General features: G+C 68.2%; 20 protein-coding genes. 7 read left to right on the forward strand and 13 right to left on the reverse strand.

Annotated features, from left to right (window positions below):
* Positions 1-8 precede the first annotated feature (8 nt).
* The 3 genes from erm to IEY60_RS09335 form a co-directional block, all read right to left on the reverse strand.
* On the reverse strand, positions 9-833 hold the full coding sequence (erm, locus tag IEY60_RS09325) for an ErmE/ErmH/ErmO/ErmR family 23S rRNA (adenine(2058)-N(6))-methyltransferase (RefSeq protein WP_189026120.1): 825 nt from the start codon (positions 831-833) through the stop codon (positions 9-11).
* Between the two features lie 270 nt (positions 834-1103).
* Positions 1104-2288 (reverse strand): NAD(P)-binding protein, encoded by a 1185-nt coding sequence (locus IEY60_RS09330; protein WP_189026122.1) that lies wholly within the window; start codon positions 2286-2288, stop codon positions 1104-1106.
* Complete coding sequence (locus IEY60_RS09335; RefSeq protein ID WP_189026124.1) at positions 2285-2935, reverse strand: TetR/AcrR family transcriptional regulator; 651 nt, start codon at positions 2933-2935, stop codon at positions 2285-2287. Before IEY60_RS09335 ends, IEY60_RS09330 begins: the two co-directional genes overlap by 4 nt.
* Before the next feature lie 214 nt (positions 2936-3149).
* On the opposite strand from IEY60_RS09335, the gene IEY60_RS09340 reads away from it, so the two are divergent.
* The gene (locus IEY60_RS09340) at positions 3150-4025 is read left to right on the forward strand and encodes a mechanosensitive ion channel family protein (RefSeq protein ID WP_189026127.1); all 876 of its coding nucleotides are present in this window, start codon (positions 3150-3152) and stop codon (positions 4023-4025) included.
* A 56-nt stretch (positions 4026-4081) separates the two neighbouring features.
* On the opposite strand, the gene IEY60_RS09345 is transcribed toward IEY60_RS09340, so the two are convergent.
* Positions 4082-4429 carry a DUF6401 family natural product biosynthesis protein gene (locus IEY60_RS09345; protein ID WP_189026129.1) on the reverse strand — a complete coding sequence of 116 codons (348 nt, stop codon included), beginning with the start codon at positions 4427-4429 and terminating at the stop codon, positions 4082-4084.
* A 133-nt stretch (positions 4430-4562) separates the two neighbouring features.
* On the opposite strand from IEY60_RS09345, the gene IEY60_RS09350 reads away from it, so the two are divergent.
* Entirely contained in the window at positions 4563-5849 is a 1287-nt protein-coding gene (locus IEY60_RS09350) for an NtaA/DmoA family FMN-dependent monooxygenase (RefSeq protein WP_189027432.1), read from the forward strand.
* Positions 5850-5856: 7 nt separating this feature from the next.
* Here the strand turns inward: IEY60_RS09350 and IEY60_RS09355 are convergent, their stop codons facing one another.
* Together IEY60_RS09355 and IEY60_RS09360 are read right to left on the reverse strand one after the other, a co-directional pair.
* The gene (locus IEY60_RS09355; RefSeq protein WP_229739670.1) at positions 5857-6621 is read right to left on the reverse strand and encodes a maleylpyruvate isomerase family mycothiol-dependent enzyme; all 765 of its coding nucleotides are present in this window, start codon (positions 6619-6621) and stop codon (positions 5857-5859) included.
* Positions 6581-7231, reverse strand: a complete 651-nt coding sequence (locus tag IEY60_RS09360) for a TetR/AcrR family transcriptional regulator (protein WP_189026131.1) — start codon at positions 7229-7231, stop codon at positions 6581-6583. Before IEY60_RS09360 ends, IEY60_RS09355 begins: the two co-directional genes overlap by 41 nt.
* 257 nt (positions 7232-7488) lie before the next feature.
* Between IEY60_RS09360 and IEY60_RS09365 the strand changes: the two genes are divergently transcribed.
* The gene (locus IEY60_RS09365; protein WP_189026133.1) at positions 7489-7722 is read left to right on the forward strand and encodes a hypothetical protein; all 234 of its coding nucleotides are present in this window, start codon (positions 7489-7491) and stop codon (positions 7720-7722) included.
* Between the two features lie 20 nt (positions 7723-7742).
* On the opposite strand, the gene IEY60_RS09370 is transcribed toward IEY60_RS09365, so the two are convergent.
* Positions 7743-8924 carry an acyl-CoA dehydrogenase family protein gene (locus IEY60_RS09370; protein ID WP_189026135.1) on the reverse strand — a complete coding sequence of 394 codons (1182 nt, stop codon included), beginning with the start codon at positions 8922-8924 and terminating at the stop codon, positions 7743-7745.
* 99 nt (positions 8925-9023) lie between these two features.
* On the opposite strand from IEY60_RS09370, the gene IEY60_RS09375 reads away from it, so the two are divergent.
* Positions 9024-10166 (forward strand): cystathionine gamma-synthase, encoded by a 1143-nt coding sequence (locus IEY60_RS09375; RefSeq protein WP_189026137.1) that lies wholly within the window; start codon positions 9024-9026, stop codon positions 10164-10166.
* A gap of 94 nt (positions 10167-10260) precedes the next feature.
* Here IEY60_RS09375 and greA read toward each other — a convergent pair whose 3' ends face one another.
* Both greA and IEY60_RS09385 read right to left on the reverse strand, forming a co-directional pair.
* On the reverse strand, positions 10261-10752 hold the full coding sequence (gene greA / locus IEY60_RS09380; protein WP_110036717.1) for a transcription elongation factor GreA: 492 nt from the start codon (positions 10750-10752) through the stop codon (positions 10261-10263).
* 241 nt (positions 10753-10993) lie between these two features.
* Positions 10994-11452: a DUF4307 domain-containing protein gene (locus IEY60_RS09385; RefSeq protein WP_189026140.1), complete on the reverse strand. Its 459-nt coding sequence runs from the start codon at positions 11450-11452 to the stop codon at positions 10994-10996.
* A gap of 103 nt (positions 11453-11555) precedes the next feature.
* Between IEY60_RS09385 and mca the strand changes: the two genes are divergently transcribed.
* Positions 11556-12434 carry a mycothiol conjugate amidase Mca gene (gene mca / locus IEY60_RS09390; RefSeq protein WP_229739671.1) on the forward strand — a complete coding sequence of 293 codons (879 nt, stop codon included), beginning with the start codon at positions 11556-11558 and terminating at the stop codon, positions 12432-12434.
* A complete protein-coding gene (locus IEY60_RS09395) occupies positions 12434-12694 on the forward strand; it encodes a hypothetical protein (protein WP_189027438.1) in 261 nt (86 codons plus the stop codon). The genes mca and IEY60_RS09395 overlap by 1 nt, the downstream gene beginning before the upstream one ends.
* Here IEY60_RS09395 and IEY60_RS09400 read toward each other — a convergent pair.
* Positions 12691-12858: a hypothetical protein gene (locus IEY60_RS09400; RefSeq protein ID WP_189026142.1), complete on the reverse strand. Its 168-nt coding sequence runs from the start codon at positions 12856-12858 to the stop codon at positions 12691-12693. The two genes, IEY60_RS09395 and IEY60_RS09400, sit on opposite strands and share 4 nt — an antisense overlap.
* An 85-nt stretch (positions 12859-12943) precedes the next feature.
* Between IEY60_RS09400 and IEY60_RS09405 the strand changes: the two genes are divergently transcribed.
* On the forward strand, positions 12944-13669 hold the full coding sequence (locus tag IEY60_RS09405; protein WP_189026144.1) for a Uma2 family endonuclease: 726 nt from the start codon (positions 12944-12946) through the stop codon (positions 13667-13669).
* 28 nt (positions 13670-13697) lie between these two features.
* On the opposite strand, the gene IEY60_RS09410 is transcribed toward IEY60_RS09405, so the two are convergent.
* From IEY60_RS09410 to IEY60_RS09420, 3 genes are all read right to left on the reverse strand, one after another.
* Positions 13698-14096, reverse strand: coding sequence for an NUDIX hydrolase (locus IEY60_RS09410; protein ID WP_189026146.1), 399 nt, complete (start codon positions 14094-14096; stop codon positions 13698-13700).
* Between the two features lie 74 nt (positions 14097-14170).
* Positions 14171-14977 carry an ethanolamine ammonia-lyase subunit EutC gene (gene eutC / locus IEY60_RS09415; protein WP_373291685.1) on the reverse strand — a complete coding sequence of 269 codons (807 nt, stop codon included), beginning with the start codon at positions 14975-14977 and terminating at the stop codon, positions 14171-14173.
* Between the two features lie 65 nt (positions 14978-15042).
* Positions 15043-16455, reverse strand: coding sequence for an ethanolamine ammonia-lyase subunit EutB (locus IEY60_RS09420; RefSeq protein ID WP_189026151.1), 1413 nt, complete (start codon positions 16453-16455; stop codon positions 15043-15045).
* Position 16456 lies beyond the last annotated feature (1 nt).

The following is a 16456-nucleotide window of genomic DNA, read 5'->3' on the forward strand; positions in this document are numbered from 1 at the left end:
GAATCCGGCTACCGGGTGAGCGCCGAATGCAGCGACACCCACTGCTCCGGATGGACGTAGGCGACCACAGTGTCGCGGGCGATACCCGCTTCGGCCATGGCCGCGTCCACTCCCTGGTAGCGGGTGTGCAGTGATGCGCGCACCGTGCCGCCGATGCCCGAGAACCCGGTGTGCACCAGTTCGGTGTAGGAATCCCGGTGTGTGACAAGCGGTTCCGGTCGCCGGTCGATCCGCAGGATCGCGGAGTCGACGGCGGGGACCGGCCGGAAGCTGGTCCGGTGCACCTGCCCGCGCAATTGCCAGTCGAACCACGGCCAGCTCGCCGCGGTCAGCAGACTCCACCGGCCGTAGTCGCCGGTGCGTTTGCGCGCGTATTCCCGCTGCGTGAGCAGGGTCGCCGAGGTGAGGGCCGGTGCGGCCAGGCACCAGTCGACGATCTCGGCGGTGACCGAGAACGGGATGTTCCCGACCACGGCGAACGGTGTCCGTGGCGCCTTGGCCTTGGTGAAATCGCCACGCACCACGCGGATTCCGCGCTGGGCGCGGGTATGCGCCGAGAGCTTGGCCGCCAGCAGCGGGTCGATCTCGTAGGCGGTGACCTGTGCGCCACGCCCCGCGAGCGCCTGCGTCAGCACGCCCTCGCCCGCGCCGGGTTCGAGCACGGTGCCCGCCGGATCGGCGACCGTCATCATCAAGTCGACGGCCGACCGGTCCACCAGAAAGTTCTGCGAGAGTGTCCTTCTCGCGAGATCACGCGTGGTCCGGCCGCCGCTGCGTCCGGTGACCTTGCGCTGAGTGTGTGAGTAGTTTCGGTGTGCAAAATCCTGCGCCACGGCAGTTGCCCCTTCGGGTCATCGAGTCGTCTGAATCTCGATGGGCCCTGGGCGCGCCGGTGGACGCCGATGCGGTATCCGCGTCCGCTAGCGGGCCAGAGCCCGGGCGTGGCGGATGCGAATGAACATGTGGCACGACATGCGGCTCACCTTAGGAATCAGGTGCACGGCGGCGCAACCGAATTTCGGCGCCGGCCGGGAGGGCCTGGCCGGGGCCGATCCGATCGGCGCCGCGCGGAATCGGCGTCGATCGGATCGGGCGAGGGTCGTCTAGGCGGGTTCGGTGCTCGGCTGGACGCCGGACCACTTCCGTGCCGCGGCGACCGCTGATGCGGCGGCGGTGAGGGCACTGTTGATCGAGATCTCGCCGCGCATCCCCGGCGCCGCGACCATGTCGCCCACCAGATACACCCCGTCGCCGCGGTCGATGGCGTGCCGGTCCCGCCAGGTGGTGCCCGGCAGGTCCAGCGCGCCGGTGCGGCCCTTCGCGGTCGAGGTGCGGTGGAAGGTGGTGCGGGAGCGCCAGTCCGGTACGGTGGCATCGGCGAAACGCTCGAGGCGTCGGTGCGCGTCCTCGCGGGATTCGTTGTCGCGCACCGGCATCTGGAGCTGGAACAGCGATTCGCCCGCGGGGGCGATCGTGTCGTCCTGCGCCGAGTAGCACTCGTGGAAGCCGCCCTCGTCCAGGTCGAAGCAGACGAAACGATCGCGCCGGTTCTTCGTCACGCCGAGGTCGAGCAGCGCGGTGAAACCGCCGGTGCCGTGCAGTGTTTCGTCGCCGAGGAGGCGGCGGGCGGAGTCGAGATCGGTGGCGACGATGACCGGACCGTCGTCCGGCAGCGCGTCCACCCGCGATCCCGTCTCGATGACCACCCCGAGTTCTGTTGCCCGCGCGACCATCCGGTCGATCACCTGCTGCCAGCCACCGCGCACCCACCGCACACCGGGGATGTTCGCGCCGAGCGCACGCTGGAACAGATCCCAGACGAAGGCGGCCGAGAGCCTGCCGGTATGCGCGTCGTAGGTGACCACGCTGATGGCGTTGGCCACCTGCGTGGCGGTGCGCTCGTCCCAGCGGTCGGCGGCCCAGCTGTGGAAGTCGACGTCGACCGGTGCCTGCAACCACTTGTGTGACTGGGCCCGCAGCATCCCGAGCGGCGGCACGTGCCGGATCCGGTCGTCGGCGCGGAAGCCGACCTTCATCGCGTCGGTGATGCCGGGCCAGCCGAGCCCGGCCACGAAGCCACGCTTCTTCAGCCAGGTGTAGTGCGGGCCGTCGGCGTAGAAGACGTGCGCGCCCTCATGGGCGACATACGGCGCCGGGGTTGCCCGGCCGCGCCCGCCCAGCGTCCGGTGGGCCTCGAGCAGGCGCACCGGCACGCCGGTTTCGGCGACGGCGATCGCGGCAGTGAGTCCTGCCAGTCCGCCCCCGACCACGGTGATGGGTGTGTTCATCCTCGGTCCTCTCCCTCGGTACCCGCCCAGTCGAGCCGGGCGGCGATCATCTCTGCGGTGGCTTGCAGGTAGCGGTCTTCGTCGACGTTCGCCGGATGACCGCCGTCGAAAATGTCGCCGATCATCCAGAAGTGGGCGAGCGCGCCGACGAGGACGGCGGCGGTGGCGTCCCAGTCCTGATCGCGCACCCGGTCGCCGGCGAGTTCGGCCAGTCCGCGGGTGACCGCAGCCATCACCACCGCGTATTCCTGCTGCCGGAATACTTCGAGCAGGTCGGCGGGGATCGAGTTGTCCCGCAACAGGATCCGGGTCACATCGCGGTCGTGGTCGAGGCGTGCGAGGCCGATCCGGCACAGCGCGACGAGCTTGTCGATCATGCCGCCCCCTGCGGTCACCGAGTCCAGGGCCGCGGCGATCGAGAACTCGGGCGCCATGAACCGCTGCCACTCGCCCCGATCCTCGAGCCTGCTCGCCACGGCCCGCACCAGCAGTTCGTCCTTGGACTTGAAGTGCCGATACAGCGCCCCCGACCCACCCGACAGCCCGGCCGCCTGCTCGATCTGGGCGACCGAGGTCTTGGCGAAGCCCTGTTCCCCGAACAGGCGCAAGGCCTCGGTCATGATCCGGTCCCGCGATGTGGGCGTCACGTCACCTCCGATGTAAGTAACCACTTACTTACACGATGACCGAGGCCGTGGTGCTGCGCAAGACCCTGTTCCAGCAGGGTTGACGGTCCGTCGGAACGTCCTCGCCGCAAGAGCAAATTTCTCGTTATCGACACGGTTCGGTCTCGTCAACCCGGGTAACCACCGGACGAAGGTTATTCGGCAAATCAGAGCGGGAAGAGCGAAAGGACGTGCTGTGAATATCTCCGTTGTCGCGATCGATTTCCAGCAAGGTTTCACCGACGCGTGGAGTTCGGTCGCGAGATTCATTCCGAAACTGGCCGCCTTCATCGCCATTCTGCTGGTCGGCTGGATCATCGCGAAAGTGGTCGCCAAGATCGTCAACGCCGTGCTGGAGCGGCTCGGATTCGATCGACTGGTCGAGCGTGGACAAGTCCAGAAGATGCTGTCCCACAGTAAGTACGACGCGTCCGATCTGCTGGCCAAGATCGCCTATTACGCGATCCTGCTGATCGCGTTGCAGATCGGCTTCGGGGTCTTCGGGCCCAACCCGGTCAGTGATCTGCTCGCCGGCATCGTGGCCTGGCTGCCCAAGGCGGCGGTGGCGATCGTGATCGTGGTGATCGCGGCGGCCATCGCGCACGCGGTGAGCGAGCTGGTCACCTCCATGCTCGGTGGGCTGTCCTACGGTCCGATGCTCGGCCGGATCGCCGCGGTGTTCATCTGGGGCATCGGCATCATCGCCGCGCTGAACCAGATCGGGGTCGCGACCTCGGTGACCACGCCGATCCTGATCGCCGTGCTCGCCACCATCGGCGGCATCCTGGTGGTCGGTCTGGGCGGTGGCCTGGTCCGGCCCATGGAGCAGCGCTGGAACAGCTGGCTCGGCAACCTGGAGGCGGAGATGCCCGCGATGAGGGGGCAGGCCGAGGCCTACCAGCGCGGCCGTGAGGACGCGGCACGAGCCAGTGGGCAGGCTGTGCCGGGTGCGCCGGTCGAGACCGAGCGGCAGCAGGTCACGCCGGGGGCGAGCTACCCGGAGGCTGGCACGCCGGGAGCGGGCTACCCCGAGCCCGGCCGACCGGGGTGGGGCGGCGAAACGGGTCGATAACCAACCGGCGCCGGCGTTCCGTCACCGTCACCGGTGGCGGAACGCCGATCCGGTATTCAGGCCGGTGCGGCGTGGTGGCAGACCGCGGCGAGGCGCAGTTGCAGCCAGTCGGCCTCGTGCCAGGCGTGCGGCGCGGCTGCCCTGAGGTCGCTCGCGTGCTCGGCGACCTGGTCGAGCAGGCCGCGCACATAGCCCGCGAGCAGAATGGTGATCGGAATCCGCGCCGATTCCTCGACGCCGAAGGCGAGAATGTCACGCACCGCCGCGGCGTGCTGATCGAGCTGGGCCGACAGGCCGGGCTGCACCGCGGCAGCGGCGGCCGCGGGCGCACCATAGATAGTGTTCAGTTGTCGCAGATGACGTCGTGCCGAGATTTCGAGCAACGCGTGGCCGGGCGCAAACATAACCAAATGGTAACAACCCCTCCGATTCGCCGGATTCCGGCCGGGGCGAACTGCGCGCAATCGCGCATTCCGCTCGAATTGTGTTGAGCGCAACCATGGTCGAGTGACCCATCGCACTGCTGGACTGGCGAGCATGGGTACCGAACGCCGCAAGTTGAAGACCGTCACGGGGGTGAGCGGGTCGCGCGATGTGTACGCCGCGGCACTCGATCCGACCCGCTCCACTCTGGACGAGGCGCAGCGTATCGCCAGGATCGCCGAGGACAACAAGATCGGCGCGCTGTTCGCGGCCGACCTGCTCGCCTTCGGTGCCCAGGGGGCGATCGGCGCGCAGGAACCCCTCATCCAGCTGGCCGCGCTGAGCGCGGTGACCACCCATGTCGGGCTCATCGCCACCGTCACCACCACGTTCCACCACCCGTACAACCTGGCCCGGCTGTTCGGCACCCTCGACCACATCAGCAACGGCCGCGCGGCCTGGAACGCGGTGACCTCCTCGCTCGGCGAGGAGAACTACGGCGACCAGGAGCTGCCGAGTCCGGAGCAGCGGTACGACCGCGCCACCGAGGTGCTCACCGTGGTCAACGCGCTGTTCGACAGCTGGCGGCCGGGTGCCTTGCGGACCGACGGCACCGGTGGCGCGGTACTCGACGAAACGCTCGTGCGGCCCATCGACCATGTGGGACAGCACTTCTCGGTGCGCGGTCCGCTGAACATCCCGCCCCTGCCGCAGGGCAGACCGGTGCAGTTCCAGGCCGGTCAGTCGGCGGGTGGCATCGAACTCGGCGCGCGCTTCGCCGAGGTCGTGTTCACCTCGCTGCCGACCCTCGAGGACGCCGTGACCTACACGAAGAAGATCCGGACCCGCGCCGCGGAGTGGGGCAGGGCCGACGGACTGCCGCTGATCTTCAGCTCCTTCCATGCGACCTACGGCTCGACCGAAGCCGAGGCCCGCAGGCTGGTTCGCGAGGCGGTCGAGTCCACCGACTTCGACGCGGGCCGCCGCCGGCTGGCCGACATGCTCGGCGGCGGAATCGACCTGTCCGAACTGCCACTGGACAAGCCGATCCCGGAAACAGTGCTCCCACAGCTGGATTCGGTGCACCGCAGGCGCGGGCGGGTCGAGATCTTCCGCAAGCTGGCCGCCTCGGGTGCCACCCTGCGCGAACTCGTCGTCGCCGCCAAGGACACCGGGCACTGGGCCGCCGCCGGCACACCCGAACAACTCGCCGACGCCATCGAGGAGCGCTACCGGGCGAACGTGCTCGATGTGATCTCGCTCGGCGGCCTGGCCGACGAGCGCACCGCCGATTTCGTCGTCAACGGCCTGCTGCCCGAACTGCGCGGGCGCGGGCTGGTCGACACCGACTACCTGGGCGGCAGCTACCGGGAGAACCTGGAACTGCCGCCGCTCGGGTGACGTCCGATCAGAACGGCACTTCGGTGCTCAGCAACCCGGAACCGCTGGCCCGGCCGGCCAGGATGCGGCAGAACTCGATCGCGTCGAGTTCGATCGCGGGCGCGTCACCGCTGGTCCACGTGCCGCCCGCGGGGCCGTGCAGTGTCAGGCGGTACGGCTTGCCGTGGCGCTGTGCCCATTCGCGGACCGCATCGTCGACGATGCGCCCGTCGTGCTCGGCGGTGAGTTCCAGTGGGCGCCCGGTCGCCCGGCTCAGGTCGATCCGGTGCATCCACGGGTCGCGGGTGAGGATCACCTCGGTCAGGAATCCGACCGTCCACCGCTCGTCGACGCCGTTCACCCGCTCGCAGCCCGGCATCGTCAGCTTGCGCAGAAACGCGGGCACCCTGCGCCGGGCTGCCGCGGCGCGGGGACCGAGGCGCGCGATCAGGGCGCGCAACTCGTCCGGCGGGTGGGCGCCGTAGCGGTCGACTTGATAGGCGGTCAGCACATCGATGCGCCGCTCCTCGCCGCCGGACCAGCGGTCGGCGGCCCGTTGCTGCCGGATCATCTCGGTGATCGACGCCGTCATCGCCGCCATGCCGACGACGTGCGAGATCATCTGGTGCACAGTCCACTTCGGGCAATCGGTCGGCCGGTTCCAGTCTGCCGGGGCGAGTGCGGCGACGGCACTGCCGATGCGTTCGTATTCGGTCGCGGCCAAAGTCATCGACTCGGGACGCGGGATAGCGCTACGCCGCGGCTCGGTCGGCGCCGGGGTCGTCGTGGTCATGGGGGTCCCTCGGTTCCGGGGGCAGGCCGACGCTGTCGGCCCACATGGTCATCGCGCGTTCGATCAGCCTGCGCCTGCTGTCGCCGGTCGGATCGTTGGCGAGTTGCTGGTCGATGAGGCCGCCGATCAGGCTGAACCAGATCTCGATGTCACCCCGATCGGTGACACCTGCCTCGGCGAACATGGTGACGGCGTCGCGCACCACCCGCTTCGATGGCGCGAACGCCGCGGGCGACGGCTCGAATCCGGGCACTGTGCGCTGATTCATCAGCTGGTAGCGGGCCAGATCCGCCACGGCGAAGTCGAAGAAGCCGTAGGCCAGCGCCAGCAGCCTGGCGCGTGGCGCGGTGGGCAGGGTGGCGGCGACGCGCGCCGCGTGCTCCTCGTACTCCGCCCACGCCTGCTCGAACATCGCGTCGTAGATAGCGTGCTTGGCCGCGAAATGTGTGTAGAGCGAGGGCGCGCGCATGCCGACCCTGGCGGCGACATCGCGCAGGGTGATCTGTGCCAGGCCGTTCTCCCTGGCGAGTTCCCACGCGACCTGCAGAATCTCCCGCCGTGTTGCCTCACGGCGTTCGGCTTGCCTATCGCGAGTAGTTTCGCCTAACACAGTTAGAATTGTGACGCAGATCACTGTGCGAGTCAAGGGTTTGCCGCTGGTCGCGAGAGATGGCGGAGTTGCGTCAACAGGGCGCCAGGTGGATTCTGGGCGGGCAGGATCGACGCTAGACAACTTTTGGCTAACCAGCACGGCGAGCGAAGGGGCCCGCAGTGGACGTCACCGAACCGGCTATCCACCTAGTCGGCATGAGTCCGGTAATCCCGGCTGTCACAGGATATTTCGCCCGCGAAGGGGTCGGACGTGCGATGTGGCGGTCGCCGTACGCCCCGCTGCTCGGCAGGCTTGTCGCCGCGATCGTCTGGGGTTGCGGCGGATTGGCGTCGCTGACAGCCCTCGGCATCCCCGCAGCGATCATCGTTCCCATCGCGGCGACGGTCGCGACCGTGGTGGGGCTGACCCTGGCAATCATCTTCGCGGGCGGCCTGATTCGGCCCGCACCCGTCGCCGGTTCCAGGGCCGGTGTGCCGGTCGGCGGCTGAGCCGACCGGCACACCTCGAACTACCGGAACGCGTTGGCGTCGGTGAGCGCCTTGCCCAGCACCAGCTGATGCACCTCGGCGGTGCCCTCGTAGGTGAGCACCGACTCCAGGTTGTTCGCGTGCCGCAGCACCGGGTAGTCGAGGGTGATCCCGTTGGCGCCGAGGATGGTTCGGCATTCGCGGGCGATGGCGATGGCCTCGCGGGTGCTGTTCAGCTTGCCCGCGCTGATCTGCTCGCCGGTGATCTCGTGCCGATCCTTCAACCGGCCAAGGTGTAGCGCCAGCAACTGGCCCTTGCCGAGTTCCAGCGCCATATCGGCGAGCTTGGCCTGGGTGAGCTGGTAGGCGGCCAGCGGCTTGTCGAACACCTCGCGGGTGCGGGCGTAGTCGATCGCGGCGGCCAGGCAGTCACGCGCGGCGCCGAGCGCGCCGAAAATGATGCCGAAACGGGCCTCGCTCAGACAGGCCAGCGGTGAGCTCAGGCCGCCCGACCCGGGCAGCACGGCGTCGGCGGGCAGCCGCACGTCGTCGAAATCCAATGCGGCCGTGAGGGATGCGCGCAGCGAGAGCTTGCGGTGGATCTCCCTGGTGGTGAAACCGGGCGTACCAGCGGGCACCAGGAAACCGCGCACCCGCGGCTTGTCCTGGCCGGGCTCCTCGGCATAGGCCCAGACGACGGCGATATCGGCGACCGAGCCGTTGGTGATCCACATCTTGGACCCGTTGAGCACCCAGTCGCTGCCGTCGCGCTTGGCCCTGGTGCGCATCCCGCCGGGGTTGGAGCCGAAATCGGGTTCGGTGAGACCGAAGCAGCCGATCACCTCACCGGCCGCCATCGCGGGCAGGTACTGCTGCTTCTGCTCCTCGGAGCCGAAGAAATGGATCGCCGACATCGCCAGCGAGCCCTGCACCGACACCATGCTGCGCACGCCGGAGTCGACGGCCTCGAGTTCCTGGCAGGCCAGCCCGTAGGCGGTGGCCGACGATCCGGCGCAGCCGTAGCCCTCCAGGTGCATGCCGAGCAGGCCGAGCTTGCCGAGTTCGGGGGCGATCTCCCTGGCCGGGAAGGTGCCGTCGGAGAACCAGTCGGCGATGTGCGGGCGCAGCCTGCGCTCGCCGAATCGGGCCACGGTGTCGCGGATTTCGCGCTCCTCCTGCGACAGCAACGGATCGATCGCGAACAACTCTTCGACAGTCACCATGTCGTCAGCCTAACGCTGCCGTCCACGGCGAATCCGGCACTTCGTGCACGGCCAATACCCCAGCGCTTCGACCCGAATCCGGTCTACTAGCCTGAGCTCATGAGTGAGCTGGGATTCTCGACCAGGGCCATCCACGCCGGATATGAACCCGATCCTCAGACCGGTGCGGTCAATGTGCCCATCTACGCGAGCTCCACCTTCGCCCAGGACGGCGTCGGCGGCATGCGCGGCGGCTACGAATACGCGCGCACCGGCAACCCGACCCGCACGGCACTGGAAGCCAACCTCGCCGCCCTCGAATCGGGCAGCTTCGCGCGGGCCTTCGCCTCCGGCATGGCGGCCACCGACTGCGCGCTGCGCGCCACCCTGCGCCCCGGCGACCACATCGTCATCCCCGACGACGCCTACGGCGGCACCTTCCGGCTCATCGACAAGGTCTTCAGCCAGTGGGGGATCGAGCACTCGCCCGCCCATATCGCGAACCTCGACGAGGTCCGCGCGGCCATCCGCCCCAACACCAAGCTGGTCTGGATCGAGACCCCGACCAACCCGCTGCTGAGCATCGGTGACATCCCCGGGCTGGCCGACATCGCGCACGCGGCCGACGCCAAGCTGGTCGTCGACAACACCTTCGCCACCCCCTACCTGCAGCAGCCGCTGCTGCTCGGCGCCGACATCGTCGTGCACTCGACCACCAAGTACCTGGGCGGTCATTCCGATGTCGTCGGCGGCGCGCTGATCACCAACAGCAAGGAACTCGACACCGCGTTCGCGTTCCTGCAGAACGGCGCGGGCGCTGTCCCTGGCCCGTTCGACGCCTTCCTCACCCTGCGCGGCATCAAGACGCTGGCCGTGCGGATGGAGAAGCACTGCGACAACGCCGAGGTGATCGCGGAGTTCCTCACCAACCACCCGGCCATCTCGCAGGTCATCTACCCTGGCCTGCCCACCCATCCCGGGTACGAGATCGCGCAGAAGCAGATGCGCCGCAGCGGCGGCATGATCTCGGTGCGCCTGGCCGGTGGCCGGGAGGCGGCGCTGAAGTTCTGCTCGCGCACCCGGATCTTCACCCTGGCCGAGTCGCTGGGCGGGATCGAGTCGCTGATCGAGCACCCGGGCGCGATGACCCACGCCAGCACCGAGGGCTCGGCGCTGGAGGTCCCCGCCGACCTGGTCCGGCTCTCGGTCGGCATCGAAGACATCAGCGATCTCCTCGCCGATGTCGAGCAGGCGCTGAGCTGACGAGGACCCACAGATGACGAAGCGGCCGCATCCGATGTTCGGGTGCGGCCGCTTGCGTTCGGGTTCAGATTATGTGGGCTCGGCGAGGCTGTGCTCAGCCGTGGTACGGCTCCGCGCTGACCAGGGTCACCTTCATGGTGTTGCCGTTGGGCAGCGTGTACTCGCGGGTCTCGCCCACCTTGGCGTCGATCAGCGCGCCGCCGAGTGGGGAGTTCGGCGAGTAGGTCTCGAGGTTGGTGGCGCCGAGGCCCTCTTCGCGGGTCGCGATGAGGAAGGTCTCGGTGTCGTCGGAGTCGCCGTCGTAGTAGACGGTGACGACCGAGCCCGGGAGCGCCACACCGGACTTGGTGGGGGCGACGCCGACCTTCGCGTTGTTCAGCAGCTCCTGCAGCTGGCGGATGCGCGCCTCCTGCTGGCCCTGCTCCTCGCGCGCGGCGTGGTAGCCGCCGTTCTCCTTGAGATCGCCCTCTTCACGGCGCTCGTTGATCTCGGCGGCAATGACCGGACGGTTGGCAATGAGCGAGTCCAGCTCGCCCTTGAGCCTGTCGTGCGACTCCTGGGTAAGCCAGGTCACATTCTCGGTCATCTCGATCACTCCCTAGTAGTTGTTCCCGGCGCACCGGGATTCCCTGAAACCAGCGCGGTGCCCTCCCGCAGGAGGGCATGCACCAGCCCGACGGCTGGAGCGATCCTGGGGGGTGAACCCATAACCCGCTAACAGCACCGCTGGCCGCCAATGCAGCAAACACGGCTCCGAGCCCCGGAACCGTGTATCAGGCCATTTTAGCATGTCTCATAAATATGCAGGTCAGGCTAGGCGGAGGGCGTTATTCCACGCGCAGATAGCCCGGTACCTGCTCGGTGCAGCCGTAGATATCGCCCGCCGACGCGCGCGCCGAGGACTTGACCGTCGTGGTCACCTGGACGCTGGTCGAGTCCGATCCGGGGACCAGAACCTCGCGCCTGCCGACCTCGGCGCCGTCGCGGTCCATCGCCCGGACGAAGCAGACGACGGCCTGCTGGGGTGAGTCTCTGGTCACCTTCATCCGCACCGTGAGCGTCGAGTCGTCGTCGACCACGTAGCCGAGCTGCTCGGTCTCGATCGCCTTCGGACCGTACTTCTGGAACCCGAGATAGGCGACGGCGAGGCCTGCGACCAGCACGCCGACGCCGAGCGCGACCAGGAGCCACAGCCGACGCACCGGAGGTTTCCGGCCGTATCGATCGGCGTGTCGCGCAGCTGCGGCGGCCGAGGTCGCCGCGGAGTCCGGTGCGGGCTCGGTCATCGGTTTCTCGCTCCCGGGGGTGGTCGGAACAAACGGGGGGTCGGATGGAACTATAGGGAACGAAGTTCTGACACCCGCGAGCGAGAGCGATGGTGAACGAGACGTGAGTGGCCTTCGCCTCATGGCGGTGCACGCCCACCCCGACGACGAATCGAGCAAGGGCGCCGCGACCACGGCCAGGTACGCGGCCGAGGGCGTCGACGTCCTGGTCGTGACGTTGACCGGTGGTGAACGCGGCAGCATCCTCAACCCGGCCATGGACACCCCCGGTGTCCTCGACCGGATCGAGGAGGTCCGGCGCGAGGAGATGGCCGCGGCCGCCCACGCGCTCGGCGTGCGCCAGCACTGGCTCGGCTTCGTCGACTCCGGTCTGCCCGAGGGCGACCCGCTGCCGCCGCTGCCCGAGGGCTGCTTCGCGCTGGTGCCGCTGGAGGAGTCGACCGAGGCGCTGGTGCGGCTCGTGCGCGATTTCAAGCCGCACGTGATCACCACCTACGACGAGAACGGCGGCTACCCGCACCCGGATCACATCCGGTGCCACGAGGTGTCGATGGCCGCGTACGAGACGGCGGGCGATCCGGACAAGTTCCCCGAGGCGGGCGCTCCGTGGACGCCGCTGAAGCTGTACTACGACCACGGCTTCAGCACGAAGCGACTGGAGACCTTCGCCGAGGAGTACGAGCGCCTCGGCCAACCGTTCCCGCTCCAGGAGTGGCTGGATCGGATGCATCAGTTCAAGCGCGGGGCCACGTGGAGCCGGGTCACCACCCAGATCGAATGCTCGAAATACTTCCCCCAGCGTGACGACGCCCTGCGCGCGCACGCGACCCAGATCGATCCGAACGGGGCGTTCTTCGCGATCCCGTTGGAGATGCAGCAGCGGCTCTGGCCGACCGAGGAGTTCGAATTGGCCAAGACGAGGGTGAGCACCGCCATCCCGGAGACCGACCTGTTCGCCGGCATCGAGGACGCCGACCGGTGATGTTGGTCTACCTCGCTCAGAACACCCCCACCGGACCCGAGTTCGGCAAGGCGTCACCGCTCGGCCTGCTGGTCATCCTGATCCTGCTGGCAGGCACCGTGCTGCTCGTGCGCTCGATGAACAAGCACCTCAAGGGCCTGCCCGAGACCTTCGAGCCCGAGCACCCGGAACCGGACCAGAAGGCCGACGAGGGCACCGAACCAGGCGCCATCGAGCCGGAATCCGGCGACGGCACCCCGAAGGCCCCGAAACCCGACTAGGGCAACCGGGCGATATCGGTCACCAGCTCGCCGACCAGATCCCTGGCGGCAGCCGCGTGCTCGGCCAGCTGCCGCGGCGCCCCGGCCGCACTCAGCTCGATCATCTTGTTCATCAACCCGAAGATGACGACGAGCCTGCGTAGTGCGGCCCGGCGCTCGGCCACGGAAAGCTCGGCACTGTGGTTCGACTCTGTCCCCGTCACATGAGAGTGATCGGCCCACCGCCCCACAACGTTTCGCGGAAACCTGTTGACGTGGGACTACTCGTCGGAGCTCAGCGTCGGTCCGGGTTCGGTTGATGCCGTTCAATCGGTCGGCAGTACGGCTACTGTTGGTCCGGTGAGTGAGGCATATGACTGGTCGTGGCTGCGCGCCGGTGTCTCCGAGATCGACATGGACACGTACCTAGCGATGCCCGAAGACCTCTCCAGAGTGATCGAGGTCAAAGATGGCCTACCGGTGCACTGTGAGTCGCTGTCGCCCAACCACATCGCCATCACCGATGCGATCAAGCAGTCCCTGCGCGAGGCCGTCAGGAAACGCGACCACGGGCAACCTTGCCTGAAGGCCAGCGGTGAGCTGGACATGCTGGTTTCCGAGGTTCCGTTCAACTTCCGCCGCCCGGACGCCATCGTGTATCGCTGCATCGACGATCCGCGGGACAAGTGGAAGACCAAACCGACGGCGGCGGATACCCTCCTCGTCGTCGAAGTGGTTTCACCGGCGACGGTCACCGCCGATTGCGTGGACAAGCGAGCCGAGTACGCACGGCTCGGCATCGAGCAGTACTGGATCGTCCGCATGGAAAACAATGACGGCCGCGTCAAGTCCATCGAGATACTGCGCCTGAACACCGCGGGCGTCTACGTCACCACCGAGACCAGATTCCGTTCCCACAGCCCGATCGCGGTGGCGATCACCGATCCACTCGACGTCGGCATCACCTGGGATGCCCTCGACGCAGACCTCGACTGAGATATCCGGGATCGACTCCCGGCGCTGCTCACCAGTCGATGAGGTCGAGTTCGTGGAGGCGGCGGAAGACCATCATGGAGCCGGGGGCGACGTGGTCCATGGCGGCGTATTCGCTGACGGTGAAGTAGCGGAATTCGGCGATTTCGCCGGTGGCGTGGGGTTCGCCGGTGAAGTCGGCGAGGAAACAGGTCATGTGCAGGCCGGTGTTCTTACCGTGGCCGAAGGCTTCGGCCTCGAAGATGCCGAGTTCGGCGACGCCGGACAGGCCGACGCCGAGTTCTTCCTCGATCTCGCGATGTAGCGCCTCTAAGGGTGTTTCGCCCGGGTCGATCTTGCCGCCCGCCATGTAGAAGACTTCCTTGCCTTCCGGGCGTGTCTGGATCAGCCTGCGGTCGCGGACATGGGCGAGGGCGGCGGTGCGGATCATGGCAACACTCTATGGAGCGATCGGCTCCGGTTCACATCGAACGGGCACCGCGTCGCCCTGGTGTCTGGGTCAGCTCACGGTGTCGGCGCCTCTTGCGGTGCGATGGTGCGGGTTTCGGAGGTGGTGAGCGCACCGATGCGCGAGGTGTCCTTGAGGTCGACGCCCGAGCGGCCGAGTTTGCGCGCGCCCGCGACCAGGCCGGCGACCACGCGGGCGGCGTCGGCGTAGGTGAGGCCGTCGGGTGGGTGGATGTTGGAGATGCAGTTGCGTTCGGAGTCGGCGCGGCCGGGGCGCGGGGCGTGGGTGAGGTAGATGCCGAGGCTGTCGGCGACCGAGAGGCCGGGGCGTTCGCCGATGATCACCAGGACGGTGCGCACGCCCATCGCCTCGGCGATGTGGTCGCCCAGGGCGACGCGTGCCTGGGTGGCGATCACGGGTGGGGCCAGGGTGTAGCGGTCGGCGAGTTCGTCGGCCAGTGCGGCGAGCAGGCCGGCGCCGTGGTCGGTGAGTGCGCGGGGGGACAGTCCGTCGGCGAGCACGAAACCGATATCGGCACTGTGCTTTTCGATGACGGACAGGTCGGCGGGCTGCCTGCCGAGATCGGGGCGGCGGAGGTACTCCGAGCGGTCGGCGGCCATGCTGGTCACGGTGACCGGGTCGCCGAGTCCCATGCTCGCGATCTGTTCGGCGAAGATGTCGACTTCCAGCGGGACGTGCACCGCGTCCCTGGCGGCGGCATGCGCGGCCCGCAGCGCGAGGACTTCGGTGGTCGGCAGGGCGTCACCGGTGCGCCCGAGCCCGATCCTGGCCTGGGTGTTGCGCCGCAGATCGCGCCAGAACTCCTGGGCCACAGCCCCTTCGGCATCACCGCGCTCGCCCACTGCACTTCCTCTCCACTCGGTATTCGATCCCACGATGCGCAGAACCGGCTTCGTCGCAGCGGGTTTCATCGGTTCGCCGCCAGAGCTCGCAGCGGTGACGACAGCGGTTCCACCTGCCGTATCCGGCCGTTGGCGTCGAGCATGCCGAGCCCGGACAGCCACGCCTCGAATTCCGGTGCGGGACGCAGGTTCAGCACCTGCCGCGCGTAGAGCGCGTCATGGAAACTCAGGCTCTGATAGCCCAGCATCACATCGTCGGCGCCGGGCACCGCGATGACGAACGCGCAGCCCGCCGCGCCCAGCAGGGTGAGCAGGGTGTCCATGTCGTCCTGATCGGCCTCGGCGTGGTTGGTGTAGCAGACGTCCACACCCATCGGCAGGCCGAGCAGCTTGCCGCAGAAGTGGTCCTCGAGTCCGGCCCGGATGATCTGCTTACCGTCGTAGAGGTACTCGGGCCCGATGAACCCGACGACCGTATTGACGAGCAGCGGTTGCAGATCCCGCGCGACGGCATAGGCGCGCGCTTCGAGCGTCTGCTGGTCCACCGGCCGATCATTGATGCCCAGATGGGCATTGGCGCTCAACGCCGAACCCTGCCCGGTCTCCAGATACATCACGTTGTCGCCGACGGTGCCGCGCCCGAGCGAGCGCCCTGCCTCGTTCCCCTCACGCAACAGCGAGATGTTCACGCCGAAACCGGCATTCGCGCCCTCGGTGCCCGCCACCGACTGGAACACCAGGTCCACCGGCGCACCCGCCTCGATCAGCCCGATGGTCGTGGTGACGTGGGAGAGCACGCACGACTGGGTCGGGATGTCGAAGCGCAGACGGACCTCGTCGAGCAGGTGCAGCAGATCGGAGGTGGCGTGGGGCGAATCGGTGGCCGGGTTGATGCCGATCACCGCGTCACCACAGCCGAGCAGGAGTCCGTCGAGGGTGGCCGCCGCGATCCCGCGCGGATCATCGGTCGGATGGTTGGGTTGCAGGCGCGTACTCAACCGGCCCGGCAGGCCGATGGTGGTGCGGAAACCCGCCGTCACCACGGTGGCCTTGGCGACGGCGATCAGATCCTGATTGCGCATGATCTTGCTGACCGCCGCCACCATCTCCGGCGTCAGCCCGGGCGAGACCGCGGCCAGCGTCGTCGCGGAATCCTCGGTCGCGGCGACCGCGAGCAGCCAGTCGCGCAACCCGCCGACGGTGAGATGCGCGATCGGGGCGAACGCGGTCCGGTCGTGGCTGTCGATGATCAGCCGGGTCACTTCGTCGGTCTCGTACGGGACGACCACCTCGTTGAGGAAGGTGGTCAGTGGCACGTCGGCCAGTGCCCACTGCGCGGCCGCGCGTTCGGCATCGGTCGCGGCGGCGCAGCCGGCCAGCTGGTCGCCGCTGCGTTCGGGCGTCGCCTTGGCCAGGAGATCGACCAGACCGTCGAAGGTGTAGGTCGTGGCGCCGACAGAGCTGCGGTACACGGTCATC

The sequence above is a fragment of the Nocardia rhizosphaerihabitans genome, assembly GCF_014646295.1.
GTDB lineage: Bacteria > Actinomycetota > Actinomycetes > Mycobacteriales > Mycobacteriaceae > Nocardia > Nocardia rhizosphaerihabitans.

Bases quoted from the DNA above. Each gene is read 5' to 3' on its own strand.
- IEY60_RS09330 (WP_189026122.1), bottom strand. From the start codon at position 2,288: ATGAACACACCCATCACCGTGGTCGGGGGCGGACTGGCAGGACTCACT.
- IEY60_RS09345 (WP_189026129.1), bottom strand. From the start codon at position 4,429: ATGTTTGCGCCCGGCCACGCGTTGCTCGAAATCTCGGCACGACGTCAT.
- IEY60_RS09350 (WP_189027432.1), top strand. From the start codon at position 4,563: ATGGGTACCGAACGCCGCAAGTTGAAGACCGTCACGGGGGTGAGCGGG.
- IEY60_RS09355 (WP_229739670.1), bottom strand. From the start codon at position 6,621: ATGACCACGACGACCCCGGCGCCGACCGAGCCGCGGCGTAGCGCTATC.
- IEY60_RS09365 (WP_189026133.1), top strand. From the start codon at position 7,489: ATGTGGCGGTCGCCGTACGCCCCGCTGCTCGGCAGGCTTGTCGCCGCG.
- IEY60_RS09370 (WP_189026135.1), bottom strand. From the start codon at position 8,924: ATGGTGACTGTCGAAGAGTTGTTCGCGATCGATCCGTTGCTGTCGCAG.
- IEY60_RS09375 (WP_189026137.1), top strand. From the start codon at position 9,024: ATGAGTGAGCTGGGATTCTCGACCAGGGCCATCCACGCCGGATATGAA.
- greA (WP_110036717.1), bottom strand. From the start codon at position 10,752: ATGACCGAGAATGTGACCTGGCTTACCCAGGAGTCGCACGACAGGCTC.
- IEY60_RS09385 (WP_189026140.1), bottom strand. From the start codon at position 11,452: ATGACCGAGCCCGCACCGGACTCCGCGGCGACCTCGGCCGCCGCAGCT.
- IEY60_RS09395 (WP_189027438.1), top strand. From the start codon at position 12,434: ATGTTGGTCTACCTCGCTCAGAACACCCCCACCGGACCCGAGTTCGGC.
- IEY60_RS09410 (WP_189026146.1), bottom strand. From the start codon at position 14,096: ATGATCCGCACCGCCGCCCTCGCCCATGTCCGCGACCGCAGGCTGATC.
- IEY60_RS09420 (WP_189026151.1), bottom strand. From the start codon at position 16,455: ATGACCGTGTACCGCAGCTCTGTCGGCGCCACGACCTACACCTTCGAC.